The 26,384-nt window shown below is 62.2% G+C and carries 23 protein-coding genes and 1 pseudogene; 12 read left to right on the forward strand and 12 right to left on the reverse strand.

Translation table 11 applies throughout. From position 1 onward, the window contains the following. The 3 genes from serB to DTF_RS0114310 all read left to right on the forward strand — a co-directional run. On the forward strand, positions 1-940 hold a 940-nt coding region (serB, locus tag DTF_RS23680), incomplete at its 5' end, for a phosphoserine phosphatase SerB (RefSeq protein ID WP_226989353.1). After that, entirely contained in the window at positions 937-1,629 is a 693-nt protein-coding gene (sfsA, locus tag DTF_RS0114305) for a DNA/RNA nuclease SfsA (RefSeq protein ID WP_027715865.1), read from the forward strand. The genes serB and sfsA, both read left to right, overlap by 4 nt. A 136-nt stretch (positions 1,630-1,765) precedes the next feature. After that, entirely contained in the window at positions 1,766-3,007 is a 1,242-nt protein-coding gene (locus tag DTF_RS0114310) for a nucleotidyltransferase (protein ID WP_027715866.1), read from the forward strand. A gap of 110 nt (positions 3,008-3,117) precedes the next feature. On the opposite strand, the gene DTF_RS0114315 is transcribed toward DTF_RS0114310, so the two are convergent. Genes DTF_RS0114315 through DTF_RS0114330 form a run of 4 tightly spaced genes read right to left on the reverse strand, consistent with a single transcriptional unit; the run spans position 3,118 to position 6,678 of the window. Further along, positions 3,118-4,257 carry an ABC transporter permease gene (locus DTF_RS0114315; protein ID WP_027715867.1) on the reverse strand — a complete coding sequence of 380 codons (1,140 nt, stop codon included), beginning with the start codon at positions 4,255-4,257 and terminating at the stop codon, positions 3,118-3,120. Beyond that, a complete protein-coding gene (locus DTF_RS0114320; protein ID WP_051361319.1) occupies positions 4,254-5,183 on the reverse strand; it encodes an ABC transporter ATP-binding protein in 930 nt (309 codons plus the stop codon). The genes DTF_RS0114315 and DTF_RS0114320 overlap by 4 nt, the downstream gene beginning before the upstream one ends. Continuing rightward, positions 5,176-6,159 carry an HlyD family secretion protein gene (locus DTF_RS0114325; RefSeq protein WP_027715869.1) on the reverse strand — a complete coding sequence of 328 codons (984 nt, stop codon included), beginning with the start codon at positions 6,157-6,159 and terminating at the stop codon, positions 5,176-5,178. The genes DTF_RS0114320 and DTF_RS0114325 overlap by 8 nt, the downstream gene beginning before the upstream one ends. 48 nt (positions 6,160-6,207) lie before the next feature. Further along, entirely contained in the window at positions 6,208-6,678 is a 471-nt protein-coding gene (locus DTF_RS0114330) for a hypothetical protein (RefSeq protein WP_027715870.1), read from the reverse strand. Between the two features lie 125 nt (positions 6,679-6,803). Here DTF_RS0114330 and DTF_RS0114335 point away from each other — a divergent pair, with 125 nt between their 5' ends. Further along, positions 6,804-7,508 carry a DUF1003 domain-containing protein gene (locus DTF_RS0114335; RefSeq protein ID WP_027715871.1) on the forward strand — a complete coding sequence of 235 codons (705 nt, stop codon included), beginning with the start codon at positions 6,804-6,806 and terminating at the stop codon, positions 7,506-7,508. Positions 7,509-7,602: 94 nt separating this feature from the next. On the opposite strand, the gene DTF_RS0114340 is transcribed toward DTF_RS0114335, so the two are convergent. Continuing rightward, positions 7,603-7,803, reverse strand: coding sequence for a cold-shock protein (locus DTF_RS0114340; RefSeq protein WP_027715872.1), 201 nt, complete (start codon positions 7,801-7,803; stop codon positions 7,603-7,605). A gap of 201 nt (positions 7,804-8,004) precedes the next feature. Between DTF_RS0114340 and DTF_RS0114345 the strand changes: the two genes are divergently transcribed. Continuing rightward, complete coding sequence (locus tag DTF_RS0114345; protein WP_027715873.1) at positions 8,005-8,628, forward strand: nucleotidyltransferase domain-containing protein; 624 nt, start codon at positions 8,005-8,007, stop codon at positions 8,626-8,628. A gap of 97 nt (positions 8,629-8,725) precedes the next feature. Here DTF_RS0114345 and DTF_RS23685 read toward each other — a convergent pair whose 3' ends face one another. Further along, a complete protein-coding gene (locus tag DTF_RS23685; RefSeq protein ID WP_162148649.1) occupies positions 8,726-9,805 on the reverse strand; it encodes an ankyrin repeat domain-containing protein in 1,080 nt (359 codons plus the stop codon). Positions 9,806-10,007: 202 nt separating this feature from the next. On the opposite strand from DTF_RS23685, the pseudogene DTF_RS27810 reads away from it, so the two are divergent. Continuing rightward, positions 10,008-10,389: pseudogene (locus tag DTF_RS27810) on the forward strand (F0F1 ATP synthase subunit beta); the annotation flags it as partial. A 31-nt stretch (positions 10,390-10,420) separates the two neighbouring features. On the opposite strand, the gene glgP reads toward DTF_RS27810, so the two are convergent. After that, positions 10,421-12,943 carry an alpha-glucan family phosphorylase gene (gene glgP, locus DTF_RS0114365; protein ID WP_027715875.1) on the reverse strand — a complete coding sequence of 841 codons (2,523 nt, stop codon included), beginning with the start codon at positions 12,941-12,943 and terminating at the stop codon, positions 10,421-10,423. A 272-nt stretch (positions 12,944-13,215) separates the two neighbouring features. On the opposite strand from glgP, the gene DTF_RS23690 reads away from it, so the two are divergent. The 3 genes from DTF_RS23690 to DTF_RS25630 all read left to right on the forward strand — a co-directional run bounded on the left by DTF_RS23690 (position 13,216) and on the right by DTF_RS25630 (position 17,549). Then, on the forward strand, positions 13,216-15,474 hold the full coding sequence (locus DTF_RS23690) for a hypothetical protein (RefSeq protein ID WP_035057108.1): 2,259 nt from the start codon (positions 13,216-13,218) through the stop codon (positions 15,472-15,474). Positions 15,475-15,555: 81 nt separating this feature from the next. Continuing rightward, positions 15,556-16,836, forward strand: a complete 1,281-nt coding sequence (locus tag DTF_RS0114380; RefSeq protein WP_027715876.1) for a glycosyltransferase — start codon at positions 15,556-15,558, stop codon at positions 16,834-16,836. Beyond that, on the forward strand, positions 16,833-17,549 hold the full coding sequence (locus DTF_RS25630) for a lysophospholipid acyltransferase family protein (RefSeq protein WP_027715877.1): 717 nt from the start codon (positions 16,833-16,835) through the stop codon (positions 17,547-17,549). Before DTF_RS0114380 ends, DTF_RS25630 begins: the two co-directional genes overlap by 4 nt. Positions 17,550-17,812: 263 nt before the next feature. On the opposite strand, the gene DTF_RS0114390 is transcribed toward DTF_RS25630, so the two are convergent. The 5 genes from DTF_RS0114390 to DTF_RS0114410 form a co-directional block, all read right to left on the reverse strand. Beyond that, positions 17,813-18,448 carry a TPM domain-containing protein gene (locus DTF_RS0114390; RefSeq protein WP_027715878.1) on the reverse strand — a complete coding sequence of 212 codons (636 nt, stop codon included), beginning with the start codon at positions 18,446-18,448 and terminating at the stop codon, positions 17,813-17,815. 112 nt (positions 18,449-18,560) lie between these two features. After that, positions 18,561-19,289 (reverse strand): YgcG family protein, encoded by a 729-nt coding sequence (locus DTF_RS0114395; protein WP_027715879.1) that lies wholly within the window; start codon positions 19,287-19,289, stop codon positions 18,561-18,563. A gap of 1 nt (position 19,290) precedes the next feature. Further along, positions 19,291-19,881, reverse strand: coding sequence for a LemA family protein (locus DTF_RS0114400; RefSeq protein ID WP_027715880.1), 591 nt, complete (start codon positions 19,879-19,881; stop codon positions 19,291-19,293). A gap of 210 nt (positions 19,882-20,091) precedes the next feature. Further along, a complete protein-coding gene (locus tag DTF_RS0114405; RefSeq protein ID WP_226989354.1) occupies positions 20,092-22,533 on the reverse strand; it encodes an AAA family ATPase in 2,442 nt (813 codons plus the stop codon). Continuing rightward, positions 22,530-23,780, reverse strand: a complete 1,251-nt coding sequence (locus DTF_RS0114410) for an exonuclease SbcCD subunit D (RefSeq protein WP_027715882.1) — start codon at positions 23,778-23,780, stop codon at positions 22,530-22,532. Before DTF_RS0114410 ends, DTF_RS0114405 begins: the two co-directional genes overlap by 4 nt. 227 nt (positions 23,781-24,007) lie before the next feature. Between DTF_RS0114410 and DTF_RS25635 the strand changes: the two genes are divergently transcribed. From DTF_RS25635 to DTF_RS23710, 3 genes are all read left to right on the forward strand, one after another. After that, positions 24,008-24,544 carry a PRC-barrel domain-containing protein gene (locus tag DTF_RS25635; protein ID WP_051361321.1) on the forward strand — a complete coding sequence of 179 codons (537 nt, stop codon included), beginning with the start codon at positions 24,008-24,010 and terminating at the stop codon, positions 24,542-24,544. Positions 24,545-24,692: 148 nt separating this feature from the next. Then, on the forward strand, positions 24,693-25,097 hold the full coding sequence (locus DTF_RS23705) for a metalloregulator ArsR/SmtB family transcription factor (RefSeq protein ID WP_051361322.1): 405 nt from the start codon (positions 24,693-24,695) through the stop codon (positions 25,095-25,097). Continuing rightward, positions 25,094-26,173 (forward strand): SO_0444 family Cu/Zn efflux transporter, encoded by a 1,080-nt coding sequence (locus DTF_RS23710; protein ID WP_035057113.1) that lies wholly within the window; start codon positions 25,094-25,096, stop codon positions 26,171-26,173. The genes DTF_RS23705 and DTF_RS23710 overlap by 4 nt, the downstream gene beginning before the upstream one ends. Positions 26,174-26,384 lie beyond the last annotated feature (211 nt).

Below are 26,384 nucleotides of genomic sequence, written 5' to 3' on the forward strand. Positions count from 1 at the left end.
CGAGTACCGGCGCAAGACAGCTCAAAATACTTACGTAGTCACCATCATGGGAGGGGAGGTGAGCGCCGCCGCCCTGGCCCGAGTGTCGCGCATCCTCGCCGACCACGCGGTCAACATCGAGCGGATATCCAAACTGACACAGGGGCAGCTGCGCTGTGTCGAGCTTCTTATCACCGCCCCCGAATCGCTCGACGTCCGGGGAATGACCCGCAGGCTCCTGCGAGCCGGGGCCAGCCTTGGGATCGACATCGCCGTGCAGAAGGAGAGCCTCTACCGGCGGGCCAAGCGCCTGGTGGTGATGGATATGGACTCGACCCTGGTGCAGATCGAGGTGATCGACGAACTGGCCCGCATCGCCGGGGTGGGGGAGAAGGTGGCGGAGATCACCGAGCGGGCGATGAACGGGGAACTCGACTTCTCCGGCTCCCTGCGCGAGCGGGTCGCCCTGCTCAAGGGGCTCAAGGCCACGGCCCTGCAGGAGGTCTACAGCAACATTCCCCTCACCCCCGGAGCCCGGAACCTGGTGCGCATCCTCAAGCGCCTTGGCTTCCGCACGGCCGTCATCTCCGGAGGGTTCAAGTTCTTCACCGACCGCCTCAAGGAGGATCTCGACCTCGACTACGCCTATGCCAACCAGTTGGAGATCGTCGACGGCACGGTGACAGGCGGGCTGGTCGGGCCGATCGTCGACGGGGCGCGCAAGGCGCATCTGCTCGAGGAGATCGCCCGCCAGGAGGGAATCACCCTCGATCAAGTGATCGCCATCGGCGACGGCGCCAACGACCTGCCGATGCTCGGCAAGGCCGGGCTGGGGATCGCCTTCAACGCCAAGGCCCGGGTGCGCGAGCAGGCCGACACCCACATCAGCCAGCAGAGCCTCGACTCCATTCTTTACCTCCTCGGCCTCTCCGAGCGGGAGATGGCGGAGATCGCCGGGTGAAGCTCCCCTCACCCCTGATCGAAGGAACCCTGGTGCGCCGCTACCAGCGCTTTCTCGCCGACGTGGCGCTCGAAGACGGCGCCCTGGTCACCGCCCACACCCCCAATACGGGCAGCATGAAGCAGTGCGCCGTCCCCGGGCACCGGGTGCTGATTTCCGAGAGCGACAACCCGGCCCGCAAACTCAGATACACCCTGGAGCTGATCAGGGTCGACGGACACTGGGTCGACACCCACACCCACCGCACCAACCGGGTGGTCGAGGAGGCCCTCAGGAAAGGGTGGATTCCCGAGCTGGCCGGTTACGCGGTCACTCCCGAGTACCGGTACAACGACAGCCGCCTCGATTTCCAGCTGGAGAGGGAAGGGGAGCGGGTCCTGGTCGAGGTGAAAAACGTCACCCTCTGCGACGCGCCCGGCGTCGCCTGTTTCCCCGACGCCGTCACCGTCCGGGGGCAGAAACACCTTCGCGAGCTCTGCCGCGGCAGGCGGGAAGGGTGCCGCGCGGTGATCTTCTTCCTGGTGCAGCGTGGCGAGGCCACCGCATTTTCCCCCGCCGACGCTATCGACCCCGAGTACGGCCGCCTTCTGCGCGAGGTCTCCCGGCAGGGGGTGGAGATCCTGGCGTACAGGAGCGTGGTGTCACCGGAGGAGAACCGGGTGGGGGAGAGATTGCCTGTAGTTCTGTAAAAGACTTAAATCTTACTGCACGCGGATCAAATCTGATAACTTCGGATTTTTAGGCAAAAACATTTGGTCCATGTTTGATCCGATTTTGTCAGCCCTGATCAGATTTTATCCGCGTGAAAGGATTTGGACTTTGCCCATGCGAACCGTAGGCCTGATCACCGAATACAACCCCTTCCACAACGGCCACCTCCACCACCTGCGGGAGAGCAAGAAAGCCGCCGATGCCGAGGTGGCGGTGGCGGTGATGAGCGGGCATTTTCTGCAGCGCGGCGAGCCTGCGCTGGCCGACAAGTGGGTGCGGGCGGAGATGGCCCTGGCGGCGGGGGTGGACGTGGTGGTGGAGCTTCCCTTCCCCTGGGCCTGCAACAGCGCTCCTTACTTCGCCTTGGGGGCCGTGCAGGCGCTGAATGCCCTGGGCGCCGTCGATGCCCTGTGCTTCGGCAGCGAGGCGGGGGAGCTCGAGCCGCTGCAGCGCTGCGCGGACCTGCTCCTGGAGAGGGGAGGGGAGGTGGCCGGACGCACCGCCGGGTTGCTCCGTGAGGGGGTGAACTATCCCGCAGCCCGCGCCCGGAGCGTGGCCGGAATAGATGAGGAGATTGCCGCTGCGCTCGAAACCCCAAACAACATTCTGGGGATTGAATACCTCAAGGCCCTGCGCCGGACGGCCAGCCCCATCGTCCCCCTGACCATCCCCCGCACCGGCGCCGGATACCACGACCGGCAGGCGAGCGGGGAAATCGCCAGCGCCACCGGAATACGGGCCATGCTGGCCGCGGGGAAGGACCCGATGCCGTACATGCCGGATAAATGCCGTCCCCACCTGCACCGGGCCATTGACGAGAGGCGCGTCAGTGACAGCGGTCGCGTGCATCTCCTCCTTCTTGCAGCCATCTTCCGCGGCCGAGAGGCTCTTCAGAAAATCTATCAGGTCGAGGACGGCATCGAAAACCGACTTCCGGAAGCGGCTGCGGAGAGCGGCTCCTGGGAGGCACTGGTCGACGCCGTTAAGTCCCGCCACTTTACCCGCACCCGCATCCAGCGCCTGCTCATGTACGTCTACAACGACGTGAGCCGGGACGACATGCAGGCCTTCCTCGAAGCCGGCCCCCTCTACCTGCACCTTCTCGGATCCAGCGAGAAGGGGCGTGCCTTCCTCGCTGCCTGCCGCAAGAAAGCGACCCTCCCAATCGTTTCCAATTACTCCCGCATCTACCCGACGCTCAAACGCTTCCACGGAGCCGGATCACAGTCTTTCCTTCTGGCCCAGAAGCAGTTGGAGCTGGAGCTGCGCGCCACGCGCAATTACACCCTCCTTATGAAGAACTGGACGAAGAACCGGAACCGGGATTTCTTCGAAGAGGTCAGGAGCGAATTTTAACTGAATCGTTGAATCATGAACCACAGAGGCACAGAGAAGGTGTTTATTTTTAGTGCTTTTCTCTGTGACTCCGTGTCTCTTGAGCGAAGCGAACGGGTGGTAAAAAGAATTTACTCGAGAGTGCGCCGGTAGCGCTTCAGGCCGATGGAGAGAGAGGCGATCAGGAACAGGGCTATGGGCCAGAGCTCGGGGGCGATCTCGCCCAGCCCGTTTCCCTTGAGCAGAATGCCGCGCACGATCCGCAGGTAATGGGTGAGGGGCAGCACCTCCCCGGCGAGCTGAGCCCAATTGGGCATGCCGCGGAAGGGGAACATGAACCCCGAGAGCAGGATCGAGGGAAGAAAGAAGAAGAACGCCATCTGCATCGCCTGCAGCTGGTTGCGCGCCAGGGTCGAGAAGGTGATCCCGACGCCGAGATTCGCGGCGATGAAGGGGAGGGAGGCGAGCAGCAACAGCGGCAGACTGCCGGTGAGCGGCACCTGGAAGAGGTAGCGCGCCGCCAGCAGGATCACCGTCATCTGCACATAGCCGACGAGGATGAAGGGGATGATCTTTCCGACCATCACCTCCAGCGGCCGCACCGGGGTGGAGAGCAGGTTCTCCATGGTGCCGCGCTCATGCTCACGGGTGATGGCAAGCGACGTGATGATCACCAGCGTCATGGTCAACACCACCCCCATCAGTCCCGGCACGATGTTGTACTGGGTGATTCCCTCCGGATTGTAGCGCGGGTGCACGATCACCTCCAGGGAAGCCCTCTCGCGCCGCAGGTGAGCGAGCGGGCCATCGAGGTCGCGGGCCAGGGCCGACTCGGCCAGTATCCGGAAGGCCGAAACCGCATTGCTGGTGGCCGAAGGGTCCGTGGCGTCGGCGGTGAGCAGCACCGCCGGACGCTCGCCGCGCAGCAGCCGGCGGGAGAAGTCCCAGGGGATGTCGACCACGAACTGCACCTCCCCGCGGGCGATCAGCTCCTGGGCCTGCGCTTCGCTTTCGGGCATCCGCACGATCCTGAAGTAATCGCTGTTCTGCATCGCGGCGACCAGGGTGCGGGAAAAGACGCTCTGGTCTGCGGACAGGACCGCCGTGGGCAGGTACTTGGGATCGGAGTTGATGGCGAATCCGAAGAGGACCATCTGCATGATCGGAATTCCAATCATCATGGCCAAGGTCAACCGGTCACGGCGCATCTGCACGAACTCTTTGCCGACCACCGCGGCGAAGCGCTCGAAGCTGAACCGTCGGGTGCTCATCGCTCCTCCTCCCCGCGCCTCTCGCGCATCAGGCTGATGAAGGTCTCCTCCAGGTTGGCCTCCGTACGCACCCATTCGTAGCCCTCCTTGCGGAAGGGCGCGATGGCTCGCTCCAGCCCTTCGGCATCGTGGCCGCTCACGTGCAAGGTATTGCCGAAGGGGACGACCTGTTCCACCCCCTCCTTCCCCTTCAGCTCCGCCGCCAGCACGTGCATCCTTTTCCCCGAAACGGACCAGGTGGTCAGACCCTCGCGGGCGATCACCTCGTGGGCGGTGCCGGCCGTGAGCAGATCGCCATAAGCCAGATAGGCCAGCCGGTGGCAGCGCTCGGCTTCATCCATGTAGTGGGTGCTGATCAGGGAGGTGATCCCCTCGGCGGAGAGAGAGTAGACGTCGTCCCAGAAGTCCCGCCGGGCCTTGGGGTCGACCCCGGCTGTGGGCTCGTCGAGGAGCAGCACCCGCGGTGAGTGCAGCAGGCAGGCGGAGAGGGCCAGGCGCTGCTTCCATCCCCCCGAGAGGGTGCCGGCGAGCTGGTCGGCGAAGCGCTCGAGCCCCATGCGATCGAGAATCCTCTCCACCGCCTGTCTCCTTTGTTTTACCTGATAGATGCGCGCCATGAACTCGAGATTCTCGCGCACGCTCAGATCCTCGTAGAGGCTGAAACGCTGAGCCATGTAGCCGATGTGGGGGCGTATCCGATCGGACTCGGCGACGATGTCGTAGCCCAGGCAGCTGCCGCGGCCGCCGTCGGGGCGCAGCAGCCCGCAAAGCATCCGGATAAAGGTGGTCTTGCCGCTGCCGTTGGGTCCCAGAAAGCCGAAGATCTCCCCCCGCCCCACCTGGAGCGATACCTTGTTGACCACCACTTTGTGGCCGAATGACTTGGTCAGATCCTCTGCAATTATGGCCGGGGGCGGGTCACTCAACGGGTCCCTCGATACGCACGTCGACCGGCTGGCCGGGATGAAAGGTGGAGGCCTCCCCCTTGTCGGGGTAGGCCTCGACCAGGAAGACCAGCTTGGCCCGAGTCTGTCGGCTGAAGATCACCGGCGGGGTGTACTCAGCCTCGGGGGAGATGAAGCGGATCGTGGCGGTGTGGTCGCGTTTCGCCCCGTCGAAGAAAACCCGCACCCTCCGTCCGAGCGAAAGAGTGCCGACCACCGGCTCGGGGACGAAGAAGCGGATTTTGATGTTCTCCGGCGGCAGCAGGCTCACCACCGGCCTGCCTTCCGGCACCTGCTCCCCCACCTCGTAAAAGGTATCGAAGACCAGCCCATCCGAGGGCGCGGAGCGGCTCTTCCTGCTCAGTCTCCATCGCGCCTGCTCCAGCCCGTGCCGTGCCGCTGCGGCGGCGGCTGCCGCGGCTTCCACAGCATCTTCCCGTCCGCCGAGGCGGGCGGTGGCGAGTTCGTTTTCGATCCTTTCGACCTCGGCCCGGTCGCGCCGCCAGGCGGTGCGCGCCTCCTCGAATTCCTCCTTAGAAATGTGACGCTCTTTGAAAAGCGCATCTCGCCGCAGGAACTCGGCACGTGAGAGTGAACGCCGCTCGACGGCGCTCTGCAGGTTGGCGCGGAGGGCCGCCAGCTCCGTGGGACGGCTTCCCTTTTTCAGGTCCGCCAGGATCTGCTCGGCGCGCCGCACTTCAGCTGCAGCCTCAAACGCTGCAGCCTGTTCGAAATCCTTCTCCAGGGAGAAAAGCGGTTCACCGGCCCGTACCCTTCTGCCGCGTTCGACGTCCAGCATCGTCAGCTCTCCGGAAAGCGGAGTGGATACGTAAACGAAATCCCCCTCGACGTACCCCTGGTAGAGCCTTTCCTCCCGTTGGTCGCAGGCGCCGAGCACCAGAAGGAGAACAGCGAAGGCGGAGGGGAGAAGCCGACCCCTGTAGATGGAAGTGGTCATAGCATTACCGGGTAGATAAAATTCGGGCTGCGACGAAAACGCTCAAGTTCAAGTATAACAGGGAGATAGGTTATGGCCCGGATCGTCGGTAAGGAGGTCGTGAGTATTGATCCGGTAAAATGCCGAAATCCTGATATTGGTTATAATTAATAGCTTCTGCAGCACGATCTGCCGGTTTTCGGCCAGGGGGGACGGATGCTCTACCTTGCTTACGACGGTTCCCTCAACGGCGACTGGATCGCCCGCTATGCCATCCGGTTCGCCTCCCACGCCGCCGATCGGGCCCTGACGTTGATTCACGTCAGGGACGGCACCATCCCTGCCGGACTTCTGGAGCGCAAGATCGAGCACCTCGAACGGGAGTGCCGCGAGGAGGGTGTCGAACTTGTTCCCCAAATCCTTCCTCCGGGCCGGAATATCCTTTCTACCATGCTCACCGCCATTCCCGCAGGGACCGAGAGTTTTGTCATCTGCGGCACCCGGGCCCGCCCCGGGCGCAAACCGTTTCTCGTTGAACATCTATTTTCTGGCCTGGGTCGGCATCCCATTAATCTTCGGACTGGATTATCTGCGAAAACGGCTGTGTGGGCGGGGAGATGTTGCTTCGTGGCAATGTGCCAGCCGTTAACTTTGGGAGGTGAGAATTGGAAGAGACGAAAAACCAAACCGCCGTCTGCCGGATCTGCGGCAGGAACAAAGGGAAGGTGAAGCTAGTCGCTGCCGCACTGATCAGAGAGCCGATCGCCGAGGAGATCCGCCGGGATCATCCGAACTGGTCCTCCGAAGACTTCATCTGCCGGGAGGACTTGAATCGCTATCGTGGTCGGCACATCCAGTCTCTGCTGGAGGCGGAAAAGGGAGAACTGACTGCCCTGGAGCAGGAGGTCCTCGACAGCATGATGAGGCAGGAGACCCTGTCGAGCAACATCGATGCGCAGTTCGAACGCAAGCTCACCTTCGGCGAGCGCCTGGCGGACCGCATTGCCGACATCGGCGGCAGTTGGTCTTTCATCCTCACCTTCGCCGGATTCCTGCTGCTGTGGGTCGCCGTTAACTCCTTCGTTCTGCTGAGGCGCCCCTTTGACCCTTATCCCTTTATCCTGCTCAACCTGATTTTGTCGTGCCTGGCCGCCATCCAGGCGCCGATCATCATGATGAGCCAGAACCGCCAGGAGGCCAGGGACCGCCTGCGCTCGGAGAACGACTACCGCGTCAACCTCAAAGCTGAGCTGGAAATACGGCACCTGAATGAGAAGATCGACCACCTGCTGTCGCGACAATGGGAACGCCTGGTGGAGATCCAGCAGGTCCAGCTCGAACTGATGAGCGAGATCACGCGTCGGGGCTAAGATGTCAAAAGTGGCAGGAAACCGGCACCAGTGTACCGGTCAGGCGGTGACAGATATCTTCTTTGCCAGCGGCATCAAAGTGATCTACCGTTCTCTAAATCTTCCGCACGTTTTCGGCCTGAGGTCCCTTCGGTCCCTTGACGACGTCAAAACTGACTCGATCTCCCTCGGCGAGGGACTTGAAGCCTTCGCTGGCGATCGCCGAAAAGTGAACAAAAACGTCCGGTCCGTCGTCCTGCTCGATAAAACCAAACCCTTTAGCATCATTGAACCATTTGACTGTACCTTGTGCCAATTTAGCCTCCCTGAATTCTGTTGCGAGTCAGTCCGTGTCCGATACCTTCAGACGTTCCCGGCACCGACTTCCTTCTTTCTGTGTTTAATTTAATCGCTTATCCTTGTTTGTCAAAGGGATTTCAAGTCCACCGATACGGGCCCTTCCGGTTTGCGGATGCTCCGGAGATCAAGAGTTTTCTGGTTCTGCTATACTCCTTCCATGACCCACGCCGATCAGATACGGACCCTCATAGCCCGCGAGGCGGCCCGCCTGATGTATGAGGATGGGGTGAAGGAATACCGCGACGCGAAGCGCAAGGCGGCGCGGCGCTTCGGCCCGGAGAAGGCGCTCAGCCTCGGTTCGCACCTCCCCTCCAACGCCGAGATCCATGCCGAAGTGGCACGGCTCATTGTCCTCTTTGAGGAAGGGGCCGCGCCGGAGCGCCTGCTCAGGCTGCGCCTGGCGGCGCTGCGCTGGCTGGAGCTGCTCGCCCCTTTCCAGCCCCTGCTGGTCGGCTCGGTCTTGTCCGGTTCTGTGACGGAGCGCAGCGACATCGACCTGCACCTCTTCGCCGATTCCCCGGAAGAGGTCGAAGACTTCTTGCGGGCACAGGAGATTCCTTTCACTGAAGAAGTCGTGACGATCCGGCATGGTGGGGAGTTTTACGATTATCCCCACCTCTATCTTGAAGAGGACGGCACCGAGGTGGAATGCACGATTTATCCCCCGGAGGAGCGTCGACGTGCACCCAAGAGCAGCATCACCGGCCGGCCGATGGCCCGGGCCGACTCCGCCAGACTCAAAAAACTGATCGCCGCCGCACTCCAGGGCAAGGGCGGCTAAGTCGCCTTCCTGCTCCTCAGGCGTTCTCCCATCACGGGAAAAGCGGCGGCCGGGACAACCTCGATCCGCTCAGCGAAGACGAACTCCATCTCGCAACTCATTCCACCGCACCTGCTTTTTCCAGCATCTTGACGATCTCCACCTGGCCGGCCCGTTTCGCCAGGGCAAGGGCCGAATCCGCCTTGGCGTCCCGGACGTGGGGATCAGCTCCGCCGTCAAGCAAAGCCTGCACCACTTGAGGATCGGGGTGCGGGGCGGTGACCGCATAGAGCAAAGGCGTTAAACCCCACCTGTTCTTCACGTTCACATCGGCTCCCCGGTCCAGGAGAAGTTTAACCAGACCGAGGCGCCCGAATTCAGCGGCATACATCAACGCGGTGGTGCCGGATCGGTCATCTCGGGCGTCTATCTCCACCCCCTGATCGAGGAGGGCTTCCACGATACGGCCGTGTCCTTCAATGATGGCATGAATCAAGGGGGATTGGCCATTTCGGTCTTTCACATCGGGATCGGCTCCTGCTTCCAGAAGAGCCACCGCGATGGGGAGATTTCCTCTTGAGACGGCAGAAATCAGGGCTGTCGTGCCTTCCTGATTCCTCATATCGGGGTCGGCTCCCGTCGACAGCAGTTCGCGGACGACCTGGATGCGTCCCTCCGAGGCAGCAAGCATCAAGGCCGTCCAGCCCTGTCTGTCCTGCCTGTTCACGTCGGCGCCGGCAGCGAGGAGAAGCTGCACGATTCTCGTATTCCCGGCATAGGAGGCGGCGATCAGGGCGGTGTCGCCGTCCCGCTCCGAGGCATCGACCTCCGCCCCGGCCTGCAACAGAATCTCGACGGTTTCCGTATGACCGAACTGTGCGGCCGCCATCAGGGCCGTGCTCCCGAACCCGTTTCGGGTGTTCACTTGCGCGCCGTGAGCGATAAGAAGCCTCACCGTCCGTCCATGTCCGTTTTCCGCAGCCAGCATCAGAGCGGTTTCCCCTCTCTTGCGGGGAGGAAACCGCTGTTTCTCATTGACATCGATGTCCCGGTCGAGAAGCGCCAGAACCTCTGCGGTATCCCCCTCTGCCGCCGCCTCCCGCAACCGATCCCCGGGAGATTCGCATCCGGCAAGGAGAATGAAAATCACCGCGCCAAAAAAGATCTTTTGAGCGATTTTCCGTTCCTTGAGAGACAAAAAGCATCCTGACGAAGCGTTCCGGATCGCGAAGCAGGGCTGCCTGTCGGCAAGCATCCCTTCGCGTTCCTGCCAACATGGACGGGATCGACCAGCTTCTGTGTAGGGGCGATATGGCCGTCGATCGTATCGACGTCCCTTGATGACGCCCAGAGGGTAACCTTCATGGCCCATTTTTACAAATATCCCTGCCAAAAAGCTTATCTACGTTCCCGCCACTGACTTCACCGACCCGGCGGCGGTGCACACCTTCTCGCACCTGTCGGCCTCCGTCGTTCTCTCCCGAAAGAGGGCCAGTGAGGGGCTCTACCCGGACCCGTTGGAGTCCGGCTCCAAAGATGCTCAATCCTGCCATCGCCGGGGAGCGGCATTACCGCACGGCCCAGGAGGTGCGCCGCACCCTGGCCACCTACGAAGAGCTCAAGGACATTGTCGCCATGCTGGGGATCGAGGAACTCTCCCTGGCGGATCGCAAGACCGTTTTTCGCGCCCGGCTCCTGGAGCGTTTTCTCACTCAGCCCTTCTCCACCACCAAGCAGTTTACCGGCAAAGAGGGAAAAACGGTCTCCCTCACCGAGACGCTGGCAGCGTTGACGGGATCCTCGGCCGCGACCCTCAGGCGCCCGGCCACCAGCCGATGAGGTTCAGCTCGATCGGCGTCCGCGCCTGGGGATGGTGAGGAACGATGCGCGGCGTGTAGTCGCCGGCGGGACGGTCGCCGGCAACGGTGCAGCCGTAGAGAAACCCGTTGACGGCGCCGGCGATGGCGGCGCCGCGCTCCATCTCCACGGACACCGGTTCGTCCCAGGCGGCCGCCTCGGCGTAGAGCTGCACCTGCACGCAGTCGGGCGGCAGCTCTCCCAGATAGACCTGCACCTCGAAGGCCAGAGCGCCCCCCTCCTCACGACACGTCTTCCTGCCCCAGTGGACACTCGGCCATCGACGCCGCAGCAGCGTTTCCCAGGCGAACAGTTCTCTGGCCGTCTCGCCCCCATCCCCCAGGCGGCGGGCGTAGGCCGCGGCCGCCGGAATGTAGAGCTTCTCCACGTATTCGCACACCATGCGGTTGGAACTGAAGCGGGGCGCCAGCCGGGCCATGCTGGTCCGCATGCGCGCAACCCAGGACTGCGGGATGCCTTCGGCGTCGCGGTCATAGAACATCGGCACCACCTCTTCCTCCAGCAGGCGATAGAGCTCCAGCGCATCGAGCGCGTCCCTCTCGGGACCGTGCTCCAGGCCGTTGCCCAGGGCCCAGCCGACCTCCGGCGCGTAGGCCTCGGCCCACCAGCCGTCGAGCACCGACAGGTTCAGCCCGCCGTTGACCAGTACCTTCATGCCGCTGGTACCGCAGGCCTCCCAGGGGCGGCGCGGGGTATTGAGCCACACGTCCACCCCCTGCACCAGCTGCTGGGCCAGGGCCATGTCGTAGTCTTCCAGGAAGACGGCGCGGCGACGGACTTCGGGGCGGCGCACGAACTGCGCCCACTGCTGCACGAAGCGCTTACCGGTTTCGTCCTGAGGATGAGCCTTGCCGGCGACGATGAGCTGGACCGGCCGCTCGGGATGGGTCAGCAGGCGGAGCAGTCGCCCGGTGTCGTGCAGCAGCAGGGTGGGGCGCTTGTACTCGGTGAATCGCCGCGCGAACCCCAGGGTCAGCACGTTGGGATCGAGCACGAGGCGGGCTTCGGCTACGGCCTCGGGGCCGGCGCCGCGCTGGGCGAGATGGCGGGCCAGGCGGTCGCGGGCGTAATGGACCAGGTCGCTGCGTTCCAGTGCGTCGAAGCTCCACAGTTCCTTATCGCTCAGGCTCTCGATGGCCGCGGCCATCGGCTCCGGAAGACCGCGCCAGCGTTCCTTGCCACAAGCCCGGGTCCAGGCCTCGTCGGCCCAGGGGGAGTCCCAGGACGGAACATGCACACCGTTGGTGACATGGCTGACCGGCACCTCGGCTTGCGGCCAGCGAGGATAGAGCACCTGGAAGATACGGCGGCTGACCTCGCCGTGCAGGCGGCTTACACCGTTGATGGCTCCGCAGGTGCGCGCTGCCAGGTAGGCCATGTTGAACGGCTCCTCGGAGTCGTCGGGGTCGCGGTGTCCCACCTCGGCAAGTTCCGCCGGGGAAACCCCTAACTGCTCGGCGTAGTCCCGGCCGTATTTGCCCACCAGCTCCCGGGGGTAGGTATCGAAGGCGGCGGCGACAGGGGTATGGGTGGTGAAGAGGTTGCCGGGTTGGGTGGCCCATAGCGCCTCACGGAATCCGAGATTGTATCGCCGCATGCAATGACGGGCGCGCTCAAGGGTGACGAAGGCCGCATGCCCCTCGTTGAGATGGCACACCTGCACATCCAGACCGAGTGCCTCGATGAGCCGCCAGCCGCCGACCCCGAGGACGATCTCCTGCACCAGGCGCATCTCCTGGCCGCCGCCGTAGAGCTTGCCGGTGATGCCGCGGTCGAAGGGACTGTTCAGGGGATCGTTGGTGTCGAGCAGGTAGAGGTTTACCCGGCCGACCCGGGCCAGCCAGGCCCGGCACTGCACGGCCCGCCCCGGCAGCTCGACCGGCACCTTGAGCCAGGCGCCCGAAGGGGCCGCCACCGGCAGGACCGGGAGGGTGGTGGGGTCGTTGTAGGGATAGGCCTCCTGCTGCCAGCCAAAGGCATCCAGCACCTGGCGGAAATAGCCTTCCTGGTAGAGCAGGCCCACCGCTGTGACCGGCACGCCGAGATCGCTGGCCGCCTTGAGATAATCCCCGGCGAGGATGCCCAGCCCCCCGGCATAAAGCGGCAGGGCCTCGCCCAGGCCGAACTCCAGGCTGAAGTAGGAAATACCCTTCAGCCCTTTGTCGCCATGTCTCTCGCCGAACCAGCCGGGCTGCCCGATATACTCCTCGCGCAGCGCCGCCAGGCGTCGAAGATGCTCTTTGAACATGCTGTCGGCGGCCAGCTCTTCGAGACGCCCCTCGGCGAGGTTTTGCAGCACCACGTAAGGGTTCCCGGTCTGCTCCCAGGCCTCGGGGTCCATCATCCGCCAAAGAGCGTCGCTCTCGTGACTCCAGGTCCAGCGCAGGTCGGTGGCGAGCTCGGCCAGGGAGTAGAGACTTTCGGGGAGTTCACGGGGGAGATAAGGGGATGGCTCCATGGTTCACCTCCGGTATGCGCCGCAAGGAGATGGAGCGGAGGGACTTGGGGGCCTGCTCAAAGGGGACGTCGACCCGCCGCGCAACCCTGTTCAACGATATCACCAGTATCCGGCGGTGCAAGAACGGCTCACGCAGTCCCTCAAGTTTCCGTAAGGGTGCGGAAGGCAGGTACAAGATTCCTTTTTATCCAGTAGCCACCGCGGCAGATTCCCTTATAATCTAATCTAACGAGACGCTGGTAAGGCAATCCAGCCATCCATAGGAGCCCCGTATGCTTCTGAGGTGGTTCCCCTGGAAACAGGTGCTCAGCCGATTGGCCAAATCCCGGGGATTGATCGACCCGGTCAGGGTGATTTCGCGCCTGGAGAGCTTCGGCCAGCCTCTTGAAGTGAAAGAGCCCCTTGAACTTTTACGCGCCGGTCTGATCTTCCACGCCCGGGGCCTGCTCAACACCGGCGCCATCCAGCACAACCTGGACTGGGTCTGGCCTTACTGGGTGGAGCGCCAGTACAATCCTCACGACGTCTCTTTCATTCCCCGCGCCTTCTCCATCACCCACGTCAACCTGACCCACCGCAACTGGACGGCCATCGGGTTGCCTGATGAGGAGCAGATCCCGATCATCGATCCCCGAGGGCTCCTCACTCCCTTTCAGGACGGCCTGTCCCTTGATTTCTGGATCGTGACCGAAGACGGCCGCACCCTGTTCCCTTCCCGGATGGAGGCCGTCGAACAGAAACTGGACCTGGCTGAAGGGATGGCGGTGGTCACCCGGTCGGTTCAGGCCGACCTGGATCTCTGCACCCGTGCCTGGATGGACGAGGAGGGCGGACATCCCGTCTGCCGGGTTCGGGTCGATGCTCGCTGTGCCGGGAGAGGTTGGCTGATCGCCTCCCTTCGTCCCTACAACCCTGAAGGGGTCAGCTTCATCCATCACATCGAAGGCAAAAGTGAGAATCGTGGATGGCTCCTTGATCGCAACCGCAATATCTATTTCGACCCCCCTGCCGAAAGGCTGCGTTTCTCCGATTACCGCGCGGGCGACGTCCACACCCGCCTGTTCGGACCGGATGAATCCCGGGCGGTGCGCTGCAAAGTCGGAATGGCGACCGCCGCGGCGCTCTTCAGGCTTGAGGAGGGCGAATGCCGGCTCCAGGTGCGCATCCCGCTGGAGGCCAAACCCGGCCGACACGCCGGCACCTCGGGGCCCTCGTGGCCGGGCGCCCTTGCCGGCGCAGCCTCGGCCCATCTTCCCGATCTTCTTTTCCAGAAACTGTACGATGAGGCGGTTCGCTCCTTGATTCTGCATGCCCCCATCGGCGAGGTCTATCCGGGACCCTACACCTACAAGCGGTTCTGGTTCCGCGATGCCGCTTTCATCCTTCACGCCCTGCTCTGCATCGGTCTGACCGATCGGGTGGAGCGGGTGCTCGATACCTTTCCCCGACGACAAAAAGCCAGCGGGTTTTTCTTTTCTCAGGCCGGTGAATGGGACTCCAACGGAGAGGCGCTGTGGATTCTCCAGCGCTTCTGCCGGTTGACCGGCCGCAGGCCCAAGCCCGAATGGATCAAGGCCATTCACCGCGGGGGACGCTGGCTGCAGCGCAAGCGGGGCCCGAACCGGGGCGACGTGCGCTACGACGGACTGCTGCCGCCGGGTTTCAGCGCCGAACATCTGGGACCTAATGATTATTACTACTGGGACGACTTCTGGGGGGTGACGGGTCTGTCGGCAGCCGCGGACCTGCTGGGGCAGAAGGGCGATGAAGAAAGCGTCGCCGCGTTTCGCCAGGAGGCCGAAGATCTATTGCGGGCAATCGAACGCAGCCTGGTCGAAGCGGCGCGGCGCCTCGGGCGTCCGGCCATGCCTGCCGCTCCCGCCAGGCGTCTCGATTCGGGAGCGATCGGTTCCCTCGCCGCCGGCTATCCGTTGCAGCTCTTTGCCGCGGACGACCCGCGCCTGCTCGATACGGCCGATTTTCTTTATGAAAATACACTCGTCGGAGGGGGATTTTTCCAGGATGTCATCCATTCCGGAATCAATCCTTATCTGACCCTCCATCTGGCCCAGGTGCTACTGCGCGCCGGAGATCCCCGCGCCGCCGGTCTGATGAAGACCGTGGCCGACCTGGCCTCGCCCACCGGCCAATGGCCCGAAGCGATCCACCCTCGAACCGGCGGAGGATGCATGGGGGACGGCCATCATGTCTGGGCTTCGGCGGAGTGGGTCATGATGCTGCGCAACTGCTTCGTGCGCGAGGAAGGAGAGCGGCTGGTCATCGGCGGCGGGATTCCCCCCGAATGGCTGGAGCAGGAAGAGCCCATCACCTTCGGTCCGACGCTGACGCCTTTCGGGCCTGTCGAGGTCGTCATCCTCCCCGGGGAAGATGGCATTCAGGTCTCCTGGAACGCCCGCTGGCGGCATCCGCCCGAGGCGGTTGAAGTGGCCTTGTCCGGCACGGACCGAAAGGTGGTTGGCTCGGAAACCTCCGCGGTCGATCTGATTAGAAAAGCGCGACCTGAAGAGTAAAAAACACGGAGATACGGAGAACAGTCAGATGCATTATGATTCGCTCTGGAGAATTCTATTGACGGCCCGAGCGGAACCGCCATGAATATCGTGATGACCACAAACACCTTCACCCCGCATCTGGGCGGCGTGGCGCGCAGCGTTCAGGCCTTTACCCGCGAGCTCCGTCGGCGCGGACATCGGGTTCTGGTGATTGCCCCCGCTTTCGAGGGGATGCCGGAAGCGGAGGAGGACGTCATTCGGCTACCGGCCTGGCGCCACTTCAGCGAGGGCGATTTTTCGGTGCCGGCGCCTCTGCCCGGACGGGTCACCAGGGCGCTCAACGCCTTCGATCCCGAGATCGTTCATGCGCATCATCCCTTTCTGCTGGGCGAAACCGCCCTGCGCGTCGGCGCCTCCCGTAACCTGCCGGTGGTGTTCACCCACCATACCCTCTATGAACACTATACCCATTACCTGCCGGGGGATTCGCCGCGACTGCGCCGCTTCGCCATCGATCTGGCCACCGGTTTCGGCAACCTGTGCGACGCGGTGATCGCGCCAAGCCGGTCCGTGGCTGAGCTGATCGTGACGCGCGGAGTGACCACTCCCATCGAAATCATCCCGACCGGAGTCGACCTCGAGCTTTTCAGCCCAGGAGACGGCAACAGGCTCCGCAGCCGGTTGGGGATTCCCCATGAAGCATTCGTGGTCGGCCACATCGGCCGGCTCGCCCCCGAAAAATCCCCCCTTTTTCTCGCAGCGGCCGTGGCCATGTTTCTGAAACGGGAACCGGCAGGCAACTTTCTGCTGGTGGGCGCCGGTCCCAGCGAAAAAGAGATGGAGGCTGTGTTTGAAGGGCAGGGTCTTTCACGCCAGTTCCATCGCCTTCATGTCCAGACGGGGGTGGCGCTGGTCGAGGCCTATCGGGCGATGGATGTCTTCGTCTTTGCTTCACAGAGCGAAACACAGGGGATGGTGTTGACCGAAGCGATGGCAACGGGAACGCCGGTAGTAGCCGTCGACGGGCCCGGTGTACGGGAGGTGGTCCGTGACGGGTTTAACGGGCGGATTCTGGAGAGAGCCGACGAGGAAGTTTTTGCGGCGGCCATTGGCTGGCTGGCGGGCCTGGACGGCGAAAAGACCAGAATCCTACGCGCAAACGCCCTGCGCACCGCCGAGGAATGTTCCCTGCGCCGCAGCGCGGACAAGCTTCTGAGTCTGTACCAGAGATTGAAAATGCAGCATCCCGGCGAAAAAAACCTTGAAGCCAGCCGCTGGGCATCGAGCAGACGTTTTTTTCAAAAAGAATTCAGGATCCTGCGCAACCTCGCCAATGCCGCGGAAGAAGCTCTGCGATTCCGGGAAACGGACGAGAGATGAAGCGATCCGGCACGTCCGAACCGGGTCGGTCCCGCCCTGAGGATCTTTACGGTCGACGATCGACGCATTGGCGCTCTTCCCTGCTGGCCGCGTTCGCCTCATTCGTTCTGAGCCTGCTGCACCGGAGCTGGAAAACCGAAACGGTCGGCCTGGAACACCTCGAAAATCTAATGGGCAGTCAGGAGCGAATACTCGTTGTCTTCTGGCACGGAAAGTATCTTCCTTTCTTCACCATTCTCCGGGACCGGGGGGCCTGCATTTTCTCCAGCCGGTCCGTGCGGGGAGAAGTAATTGCCGGCATCTGCCGCCACTTCGGTCATCATTGCCTGACGATTCCTGGTCATACGGGAGAGGGGGCCCTGCACCTGATGCGGGAAGCCCTGACGGGGCGGAAGATGGCGGCCCTGGTGCCGGACGGGCCTCTGGGGCCCTATCATCAGGTCAAGCATGGAGTCATCCGCCTCGCGGCCGATCTCGGGATGACCCTGCTCCCCGCATCGGCGGCGGCCCGTCCCAGGCTCGTCCTGACCCGCCGCTGGGACCGCATGGAAATTCCCCTCCCGTTTTCCCGGGTTCGGCTGGACATTGGCGAGCCGATCGCGATCCCAAGGGATCTCGGAGGGCATCCGATCGACTGGTGGGAGGAGGAGGTCAGGGATGCGCTGGAGGGGGTTGGAGAGGCGGCGGAGGCGGGGCTGAAGCAAAGGCGTTAACCACAGAGGCACAGAGACATGGAGGAACCCCCAATCTATAAGGCTTTCTCTGTGTTTCTGTGTCTCTAGGAGGCTGTCGGACTATCCATGAGCCGGCTGCAAATTCGGCTGCTTGGCCCATATTTCAGCTCCTTTTCGGCCCATAGCTATGGCTATGAGCTCTCAAACGAGCCAAAATCTGGTCTCAAGCTTCCAAATTTTCGCTTCGGCCCGTATAGTCCGACACCCTCCTAGTGAGCGAAGCGAACGGGTGGTGGAAGGAATTAATCCAGAATCAGGTTCGGCAGCTCGTCCGTATCGCCGGTCCGTACCGGGAAGTGCTGTTCAAGCAGCTCACCGCAGCGTCCAATGGCGGCGCAGAGGGCTTCGCAGGTCCTTCCGCTGCGGATCCCCTCGGTGACGGTATGGACGATCTCGTCCCAGGTATCGGCGGGAACGATGGCGTTGATGCCGCGGTCGGCGAGGACGAAGACCCGATGCTCGAAGAGGGAGATGAGGATGAGGATGCCGGTCTCGTCGCGGGTGCGGTGCAGTCCCCGTTCGAGGAAGGAGACAAGGGCTTTCTCCTCAACCTCGACGTCGATTTCCGCCGGATGGATGAGGCGCCGCCGAAGAGCCGGAAATTGCCGGATCATCAGCTTGAAGGGGAAGTAGAACAGGAAGAAGAGGGGGAGAAAAACCCAGATCGACTCGCCGCCGAAGAGCCAGGTCAAAAAAACGGCGGAGGCCAGGGAGAAGAAACCGGCCCCCAGGATCTCCGCCCTAGGGTATTCGTAGGAAGCGTCCACCACCATCGGCACAATCTCCCCGCTGGTGCTCTTCTCGACGGCTTTGACCGCCTCTTCGATGCGCTTTCGCTCTTCTTCGGTGAAGAAGGTATTTGCTGTAAGTTTAGCCATGTTGGACCTTGTTGGTGATAAACGTCATTGGTCCTTGGTCATTTGTCACTTGTGAAAACCTTGCAAACCATGCCTTTACAAATGACAAGTGACAAATGACAAAGGACAGCCCTTACCATCCCCCCGATGCCCCACCGCCGCCGAAGCCGCCTCCGCCGCCGGAAAAACCTCCGCCGCCGAAGCCTCCGCCCCTTCCCCCGCCGAATCCTCCGCCGCCGATCCAGAAGCCGCCGTGTCGGTAGTGACGGGAGCGCCGGCTGCGCGGGCCGCCGCCGAGGAACATCAGGCCGGGACCGAGAAAGAGCAGGAGGGCCAGCAGCCCCAGGGGATTGCGCTCTTTCTTTCGGGCGGGCCGCCCCTGGTACTCGCCGCGCACCGCCTCGACCATGGCCGCCACCCCGGCGATGACTCCGCCGTCGAAGTCTCCGGCCTTGAAGCGGGGGGTGATCTCGTTGTCGATGATCCTGCCGGAGAGGAGGTCGGTCAGCCGTCCCTCGAGGCCGTAGCCGACCTCGATGCGGACCTTGCGCTCCTCTTTGGCAATGAGCAGCAGGGCGCCGTTGTCCGTTCTCTCCTGGCCGATGCCCCAGCTCTCGGCGACCTTAAGGGCGTACTCATCGAGCGACTCTCCTTCCAGGGAGTCGACGGTGAGGACGACGATCTGTGTGGAATCGCTCTGCTCGAATCCTCGCAGAAAGCTCTCCAGCTTCTGCTCGGTTTCGGCAGAAAGGATGCCGGCCCGATCGTTGATGTAGCCGGTGGTTTCGGGAACGTCCAGGGCCGCCGCCCGCAGGGGCAGGAGCAGGAGGGCGAGCAGGATAAGTATTCGGCGAAAAGTCATTTTAGAACTTCACCTGGGGGGCCTTCTCGGCACCGGTCTCGGCCTGGAAGGGTTCCTTTCGCTCGAGGTGGAGGAGGAATTTGTTGGTCAGGTTGTTGGGAAAAGTCCGGATGGAGGAGTTGAAGACCTGCACCGACTGGTTGTAGCGCTGGCGGGCGACGTTGATGCGGTTCTCCGTCCCTTCCAGCTGGTGCTGCAGATCGAGGAAGTTCTGGTTGGCCTTGAGGTCGGGATAACGCTCGGCCACCACCAGCAGGCGGGAGAGGGCGCCGGAGAGTTCGCCCTGGGCGGCCTGAAATTTCTGCATGGCCGCCGGATCGTTCAGGTCTTCGGCTGAGACGTTCACCTGGCCCACCCGGGCCCGAGCCTCGGTGACCGATTGCAGGGTCTCCCGTTCATGGGAGGCGTAGGCCTTTACTGTCTCCACCAGATTGGGGATCAGATCGGCGCGGCGCTGGTAGGTGGCCTCCACATCGGCCCAGGCGGCGGTCACCGCCTCCTCGTTCTTCTGGATCTGGTTGTAGCCGCAGCCGGAAAGGGAGGGAAGAAGAATGAAAGCGGCAAGTACAAAGGGCAAGAGGCGTTTAAACATCGTTTTCACTCCTTGGAGAAAAGTTCAATTATTGTCCGCATTTCGGAAACAGGTTCAATATAATTCTCCGGTGCGTGATTGTAAAGGTAAAGCCGGGATAATCTTCGAGTCCAGCCGTCGCCTTGCGGCTATGGCCTGGCAAGCCTGCGTCCCGAGTCCTCCAGCCCCCAGCCCCCAGCCCCCAGCCGCCAGCCGCCAGCCCCCGCGGATTCACCGCCCCAGCTCGATGATCTGATCGGTGATTTCGGTGAAGGCGACGTCGTGGCTGATCAGAAAAAGCTGATCGTACCAGTGTTCGGTCACTTCCTCGCGGCCGACGTCGATCGCGCGGAAGGCGCGGGCCAGGTTCTCCCGGCGGGCGGCGTCGAGGTTGGAGGTCGGCTCATCGAAGAAGGCGACCCGGGCGCCGATCGTCTGCAGCAGCGCCAGACGCAGAGCTACCACTGCGCTCATCGTCTGGCCGCCGGAGAGCTGGTCGTCGCTGCGCTCCCGAATTTCGCCCTCGACCATGTCGCGCAAGACGATGCGATAATCCTCACCCCAGTAGAGTTCTTCGTCCACCTCGGCGATGGTTCGGTAGATCCTGTCGGCGCGCAGGCTGATCTTTTCGCGGAAACGTTCCGAGAGGTAAGCTGAAACGTTTCGGAAGACCCTGTTGCGCAAGAATTTTACGAGTTCTTCCTTTTCCCCGAAAACGCGCGCCCGGTTCTTTTTCTCTTCGTTTTCCTTCTCGATCCGTTCGAGTTTGTCGATCTCGGCGGTGAGCCGCACGACCTTTTCACTCAGGCCATCGATCTTCTGACGCAGAATGCCGATGGCCTCGCGCAGTTCGTCTTTCTGTCCGCGCAGCAGCTGGTGCCGGCCGGCATCGTAAAATTCGCTTGCCTGTTTCAGGGCGCCTTCCTGTTCCGCCAATTCTTCCAGCAGTTGATCGAGGAGCTGCTGGAACTTGTGCAGTTCGGCCTGGCGCTGCTCCAGCTCCGCCGCATGCTTCTGGTTGGCCAGGTAGCGGTCACGGGCATCCTGGTGCCGGCGCTGATCCTGTTCCGTCGCCTCGATGTCCTCCTGCAGACGGCTGAAAGAGGACAGCGCCGACTGCTTTTCGGCGAGCAGCATCTGTACCGTTGTCTGCTCCCGCCGCAACCCCTCGAGCGCGGTGCCCCTCTCTTCGTTGGCCTTGCTGCGCCGGGCGATTTTCACCGCCTCCTGCTCCAGCCCCTGCAGCTGAATCCGGATTTCCCTGAGGCGCTCATCAGCACGCCGGGCCGCTATTTCTTCTTGCAGCAATTTATCGAGCTCGAGGCCGAGATGCCGGCGCTCCCGGTCCAGCTTCGCCAGCTTGCCGGAGAAAACGTCCTGAGGCGGTTGATCGGTAATGTTCAGGCAGGACTCCTGGAAAAAAGGACAGATCCCCTCGGCGAGTTTTTCGCTTCCCTCCGCGATCCCGGTGCGGCTTCCCTCGAGCAGGCCCAGCTGTTTCCGCAGGATATCCAGAGTGCCGCGGATCCCGGGGAGGCGTTCGGCCAGGGCCTCAAGCTCGGCGCCCGGCGCCAGGGAGGCTTTCCGCTGAATCAGGCTCTCTTCTTCATGCCTCAGTTCGTCCCGAACCTGCTCAATAGTCCGGATTTCGGCCTCATGCCGGACCTTGAGCCCGGAAAGCTGTTTGTCGAGGGCGGCCACTTCCTGCTCAAGCAGGCGCTGGCTTTTCTGCTGTTCGCGCAGTTCGGCGAGGCGTGCGGAGGCATTTTCGAAGGCGTTCCTTCCGGTCGCGGTCGCGGCAATCACCTGCTGCGCCTGTTCGGCTTCACCGATGCGCTCCTGCTGGGCGCCGATTTTTTCCCGGCCGTTACGGATGCGTTCCCCGTGGGTGGCCATCTCTGCCTGAAGTTTCCGGATCGCCTGCTCGCGGGTGTCGAGATCAGCCAGCCCGGCCTCGATTTCCCGAAGGTCCTTCTGCTGCCGGGCAAAATCCTTCCGCGCCTGTTCGAGTTCCACCCCGGCTGATTTCAGCTCGTTTTTTTTCTCCGGCAGTACTTCGATCTGTTCCTGTCGGCTGTCGATTTCCGCCTGCAGCACGTCGATCTTCCCTTTGATCGCTTTGAGCAGGGTATTGGTTTCGGAAAAGGTCTTGCGCCAGGTGTCGATGCCGAGAATTTCATCGAACTTGTCACGGCGTTTTGCCGGTTGGCGGATCACGAAGGGTCCGAGAAAGTCATTCTGGAAGGGACCGATCACCAGTTCGAACTGTTCGGCCAGCGAGCGGCTGCTTTCAAGGCCGAGGAGCTCCTTGAGCCGTGCTTCGGTCTCTTTGGCATCCTTGTGATCCTCGACCTCGAATCCCATTCCGGTCTTCCTGGCCAGAAGCCATTTGCCCGGTGCGCCGACGGTACGTGTCACGCGCCATGACTGGTCATCTACCTGGAAGGCGACGGAAATCTCCCCTTTCCGAGCTCCGATGGAGATGAACCGTTCGATGTTGCCGACGAAACTCTGCGCATCGACTCCGAACAGGGCGTAGCCGATCGCTTCGAAAACCGTGCTCTTGCCGATTCCGTTCGGTCCGGAGAGCACGTTGATGCCGGGTGAAAAATCAAGCTCCGCGTCGCGATGAGATTTGATGTTCCTGAGATGGATGGAGAGGATCTGCATCATTCGTCCATCCCTTCCAGCAAAGCCAGCAGCTCGTCTCCGTCCACGTTCCCCCTCTGCACCGCATCGCGCAGGCTCAGGGCGAGGCGCGCCAGTTCTTCCTCGCGCCCCTGGTACTCGCTGCCGGCGCCGATGAGTTCCTTCAGGACGTCGCGTTCGATCTCGCCCAGGCTCTTCTTGACCGCTTCCTCCTCGCCGCCGCGGACGACCAGGGAGAGGCTGCTACGGATTTCCACGTGGAGTGGGGCGGCGATTTCCTCGAGCAACCGTCGCAGCCGCTCCCGGCCTAGTTCGAAGGGGTGGAAGCCGACCCGGCCCTTGAGCCTGATGTCGAACAGCGGCCGGCGTTCGTCGTCTGTGCCGGCCAGGGCTTCCGCCGCCTGCGTGCGGAAGCGCTCCAGCGCCTGGTCCGCGTCATTGGCGCCGTCGAGGTCGATGGTTGCGGCAAGCATGGGGCGGGGGTCGGTCGGACGGAAAACAGGGGAGAATTTTCCATTCTCGACGGTGACCAGGTAATAACCCTTATCGTACTTTTCCTCGCCGAAGTTCACCCGCTCCGGGGAACCTGGATTGAAGGCGTAGGGGCGTCCTTCCGGGGTCGCGGTGACGTAGGGTTTGTGTCCGTGTCCCAGAGCCACGTAGTCGAAAACCCCCGCCAGGGGAAGAGCTTCGGCGGGATGCATGTTGCCGATCTCCACCGGCGAATAGGTCCACAGGCCGACGTGAAAAAGAAGCAGATTGTTTACCGTGGTTACCGCCTGGCAGATGCGCTCCACGTGACTGCCGGCCTGGGCGCCGATATAGCCGATGCCGTAGATGTTGAGTCCTTTGATTTCAGTGTGGCCGCCTCCCTTTTCCGGGGCGAAGGAGTCGAAACGGTATCCCCCGTCCGGTGTGCGCGAGGGGCGAAGAAGGCGGAGGTATCCCATCTGCGAGAGGGCTTCCATCCAGGAGATATTGTCGCGGCGGTGGATCCAGTCGTGGTTCCCTTCGACGGCGACGCAGGGGATTCCGGCATCCTTAAGGGGCTGAAGGGTCTCGATGGTTCGGGCGAAGGTGCGCGGCAGGATCTGCCCGGTATGGAAGAGGTCGCCGGCGATCAGAACGAAATCGACGGACTCTCGCAAAGCATCGGCGACGATGCCTGCGAGACAGATGAAGAAGTCCTCGTAGCGCTCGGCTTCGCCGGGGGAGGTGCGGTAGGTCTTGCCGAGGTGGACGTCGGCGGTGTGGATAAATCGGAGGGGCATGTTCACTTCCTGGATAGTAGGTAAAGACGACTCAGGATAGCAGGGGAGGGCGGTTCCCGCAAAGGAAAATGCCGATCTCCCGGGGAATGGCCGCAGCTGATGTGCCGATCTTGTAAGTTGTTGATTCTTCGTGCAATCCTAATGTTGTGACGAGTTGACAAACGCCGGAAGAGGGATATCTGTATAAGCAGGCGGAAGGAGGAAAACAGAAAAGGAGAAAAGGGATTATGAAACGAATCGGCATGATGTTTGTGGCCATCACGGCAAGCCTTGTCTTCGTGGGCGGCCCTCTCGCCGCCGGCAAGGAGGCCACCTCAGAGAAAATGGGTTCCAAACAGGCGATGTCTGCCGAGAAACACGGCAATATAGTTTCCGCCAACCGGTTCATCGGCACGGACATCCATAATAAGCAGGGCGAGACGATCGGCGAAGTCCAGGACCTGGTGCTGAATCGTCAGAACGGCCAGGTTGATTTTGTGGTGATATCCAAGGGCGGCCTTTGGGGAGTAGGTGAAGAGCGGTATGCCGTTCCTTTCAAGGCTTTTAAAGCTACCCCGGAAGGGGATGCCCTGACCTTGACCATCGATGAGAATAAACTGGCCAACGCCCCGAAACTGGAAGAAGGAATGAACGAAGCTGAATACAGCCGTCGGATTAACGAATATTACGGACAGGCTCCTGCCTTTGAAGGCACCGAGGAAAAAGGAATGACCGGTGAGAAAGAGCATAAAATGGAGAAGGAGCAGAAAAAAGGATCCTACTAGACCTACCGAAACAACCCATGAAGGAAGTCTACTCTCGTCTTTCTTCCGCCATCACAAAAAGGCTGCCTCTTCGGCAGCCTTTTTGTCGCCATCGGCATCACACTTTTTCATTGACCTGCAGTTGAGGCCCGTACTATCATCTGAACATATGAATGACTATTCAGATGATAGTGCCGGAGATCTTTGCGAAATCACCCTCGTCGACGCGAGGAAGGTTCTTCGCGCCAGGGAACATGTGCCTCCGGAAGAACGTCTGCAGGAGCAGGCCGATCGCTTCAAGCTCCTCGGCGATCCGACCCGTTTGCGCATCCTCCACGCCTTGTCCGCTGAGGAGCTCTGCGTCTGCGACCTGGCAACCCTTCTCGACAGCTCCCCCTCAGCGGTGTCCCACCAGTTGCGCCTGCTGAGGGCCGCCCGGCTGGTGCGTTTCCGCAAATCGGGAAAGATGGTCTACTACGCCCTGGATGAACCCCAGGTGCGGATTTTGCTGAAGGTGCCTTCCATTGCGGGGACGACGGGCACACGGCAGGAAACGAGGGCCGAAGAAAGATGAATTTATTGTCATTATTTCAGAATATTCTTTCGGCCTGCTGGGAAATCCTCCTTGACGCCGCCCCTTTCATCCTTCTGGGTTTTTTCGTTGCCGGTCTGGTCAAGGCCCTGCTGCCGGAAGAGCTTGTGGTCCGTCACTTGGGAGGCAGCGGCAACGGCTCGGTATTCAAGGCGGCGCTGTTCGGTATTCCCCTGCCCTTATGTTCCTGCGGAGTGATCCCGGCGGCTATCGGCCTGAAGAAGCAGGGGGCCGGCAAAGGGGCGACCAGCGCCTTTCTCATTTCCACGCCGGAAACGGGGGTCGATTCCATTGCCGTCACCTATGCGCTTCTCGATCCGCTGATGACCCTGTTCCGCCCTCTGGCGGCCTTCGTTACGGCGGTCACAGCCGGTTTGCTGGAAAACTTGCTCCCCGGCTCCGACTCCGCCCAGGTTCCATCCACCGGGTGCGCCGATCCCTCATGCTGTGGCGGACCCGAGCGAAAGCCTGCGCACCTTCCTCTGGGGGGGCGGCTTCGCGGGGGGCTGACCTACGCTTTTGGCGAATTGCTCGGGGATATCGGTAAGTGGCTGCTCATCGGCATCGGTGTCGCCGGGGTGATCTCAGCCCTGATCCCGGACGGTTTCATCGAGCGGCATCTCTCCGGAGGATTCGTCCCCATGCTGGTGATGCTGGTGGCGGGCATTCCCCTCTACGTCTGTGCCTCGGCCTCGACTCCCATCGCCGCCGCCCTCGTTCTTAAAGGACTTTCTCCCGGTGCGGCGCTGGTCTTCCTGCTGGCCGGACCGGCCACCAACAGCGCAACCATTACCGCCGTCGCCCGCTATCTGGGACGGCGATCCCTCGCGATATACCTCGCCGCGATTGCCGGATGCTCCCTGCTCCTCGGGCTGCTCCTCGATGCGATATACGGCGCAGCCGGGCTCAGCCTGGTGGCCGTGATCGGCCAGGGAAAGGAAAGTCTGCCGGGATGGCTTTCCCTCGGATCGGCAGTGACGCTTCTGCTGCTGCTGGGATTCCAGTACAGACCTCGGAAACGCAGTTCGTGCGAGGGAGAGGGATGCGGCTGCCGGTAGGTAGGGCGGAATGACGGGGTTCAGGCGGAAACAGATATTCTTCAAGAAGTGAAGGTTCTCTATCAGGGGGGCCTTCGCTTTTTTTTAGGAGAGATTCAGGGAGGGCTGGCCGAGAGGAAATCGCTTGTTAAACTTGATGGCGTCGCAAAAAGTCCGCCCTACGGCGTTACGGCGTTTTTTCAGGACCTCGACATACCTGATGTATGCCTTC

It is taken from the genome of Desulfuromonas sp. TF (assembly GCF_000472285.1).
Lineage (GTDB): Bacteria > Desulfobacterota > Desulfuromonadia > Desulfuromonadales > ATBO01 > ATBO01.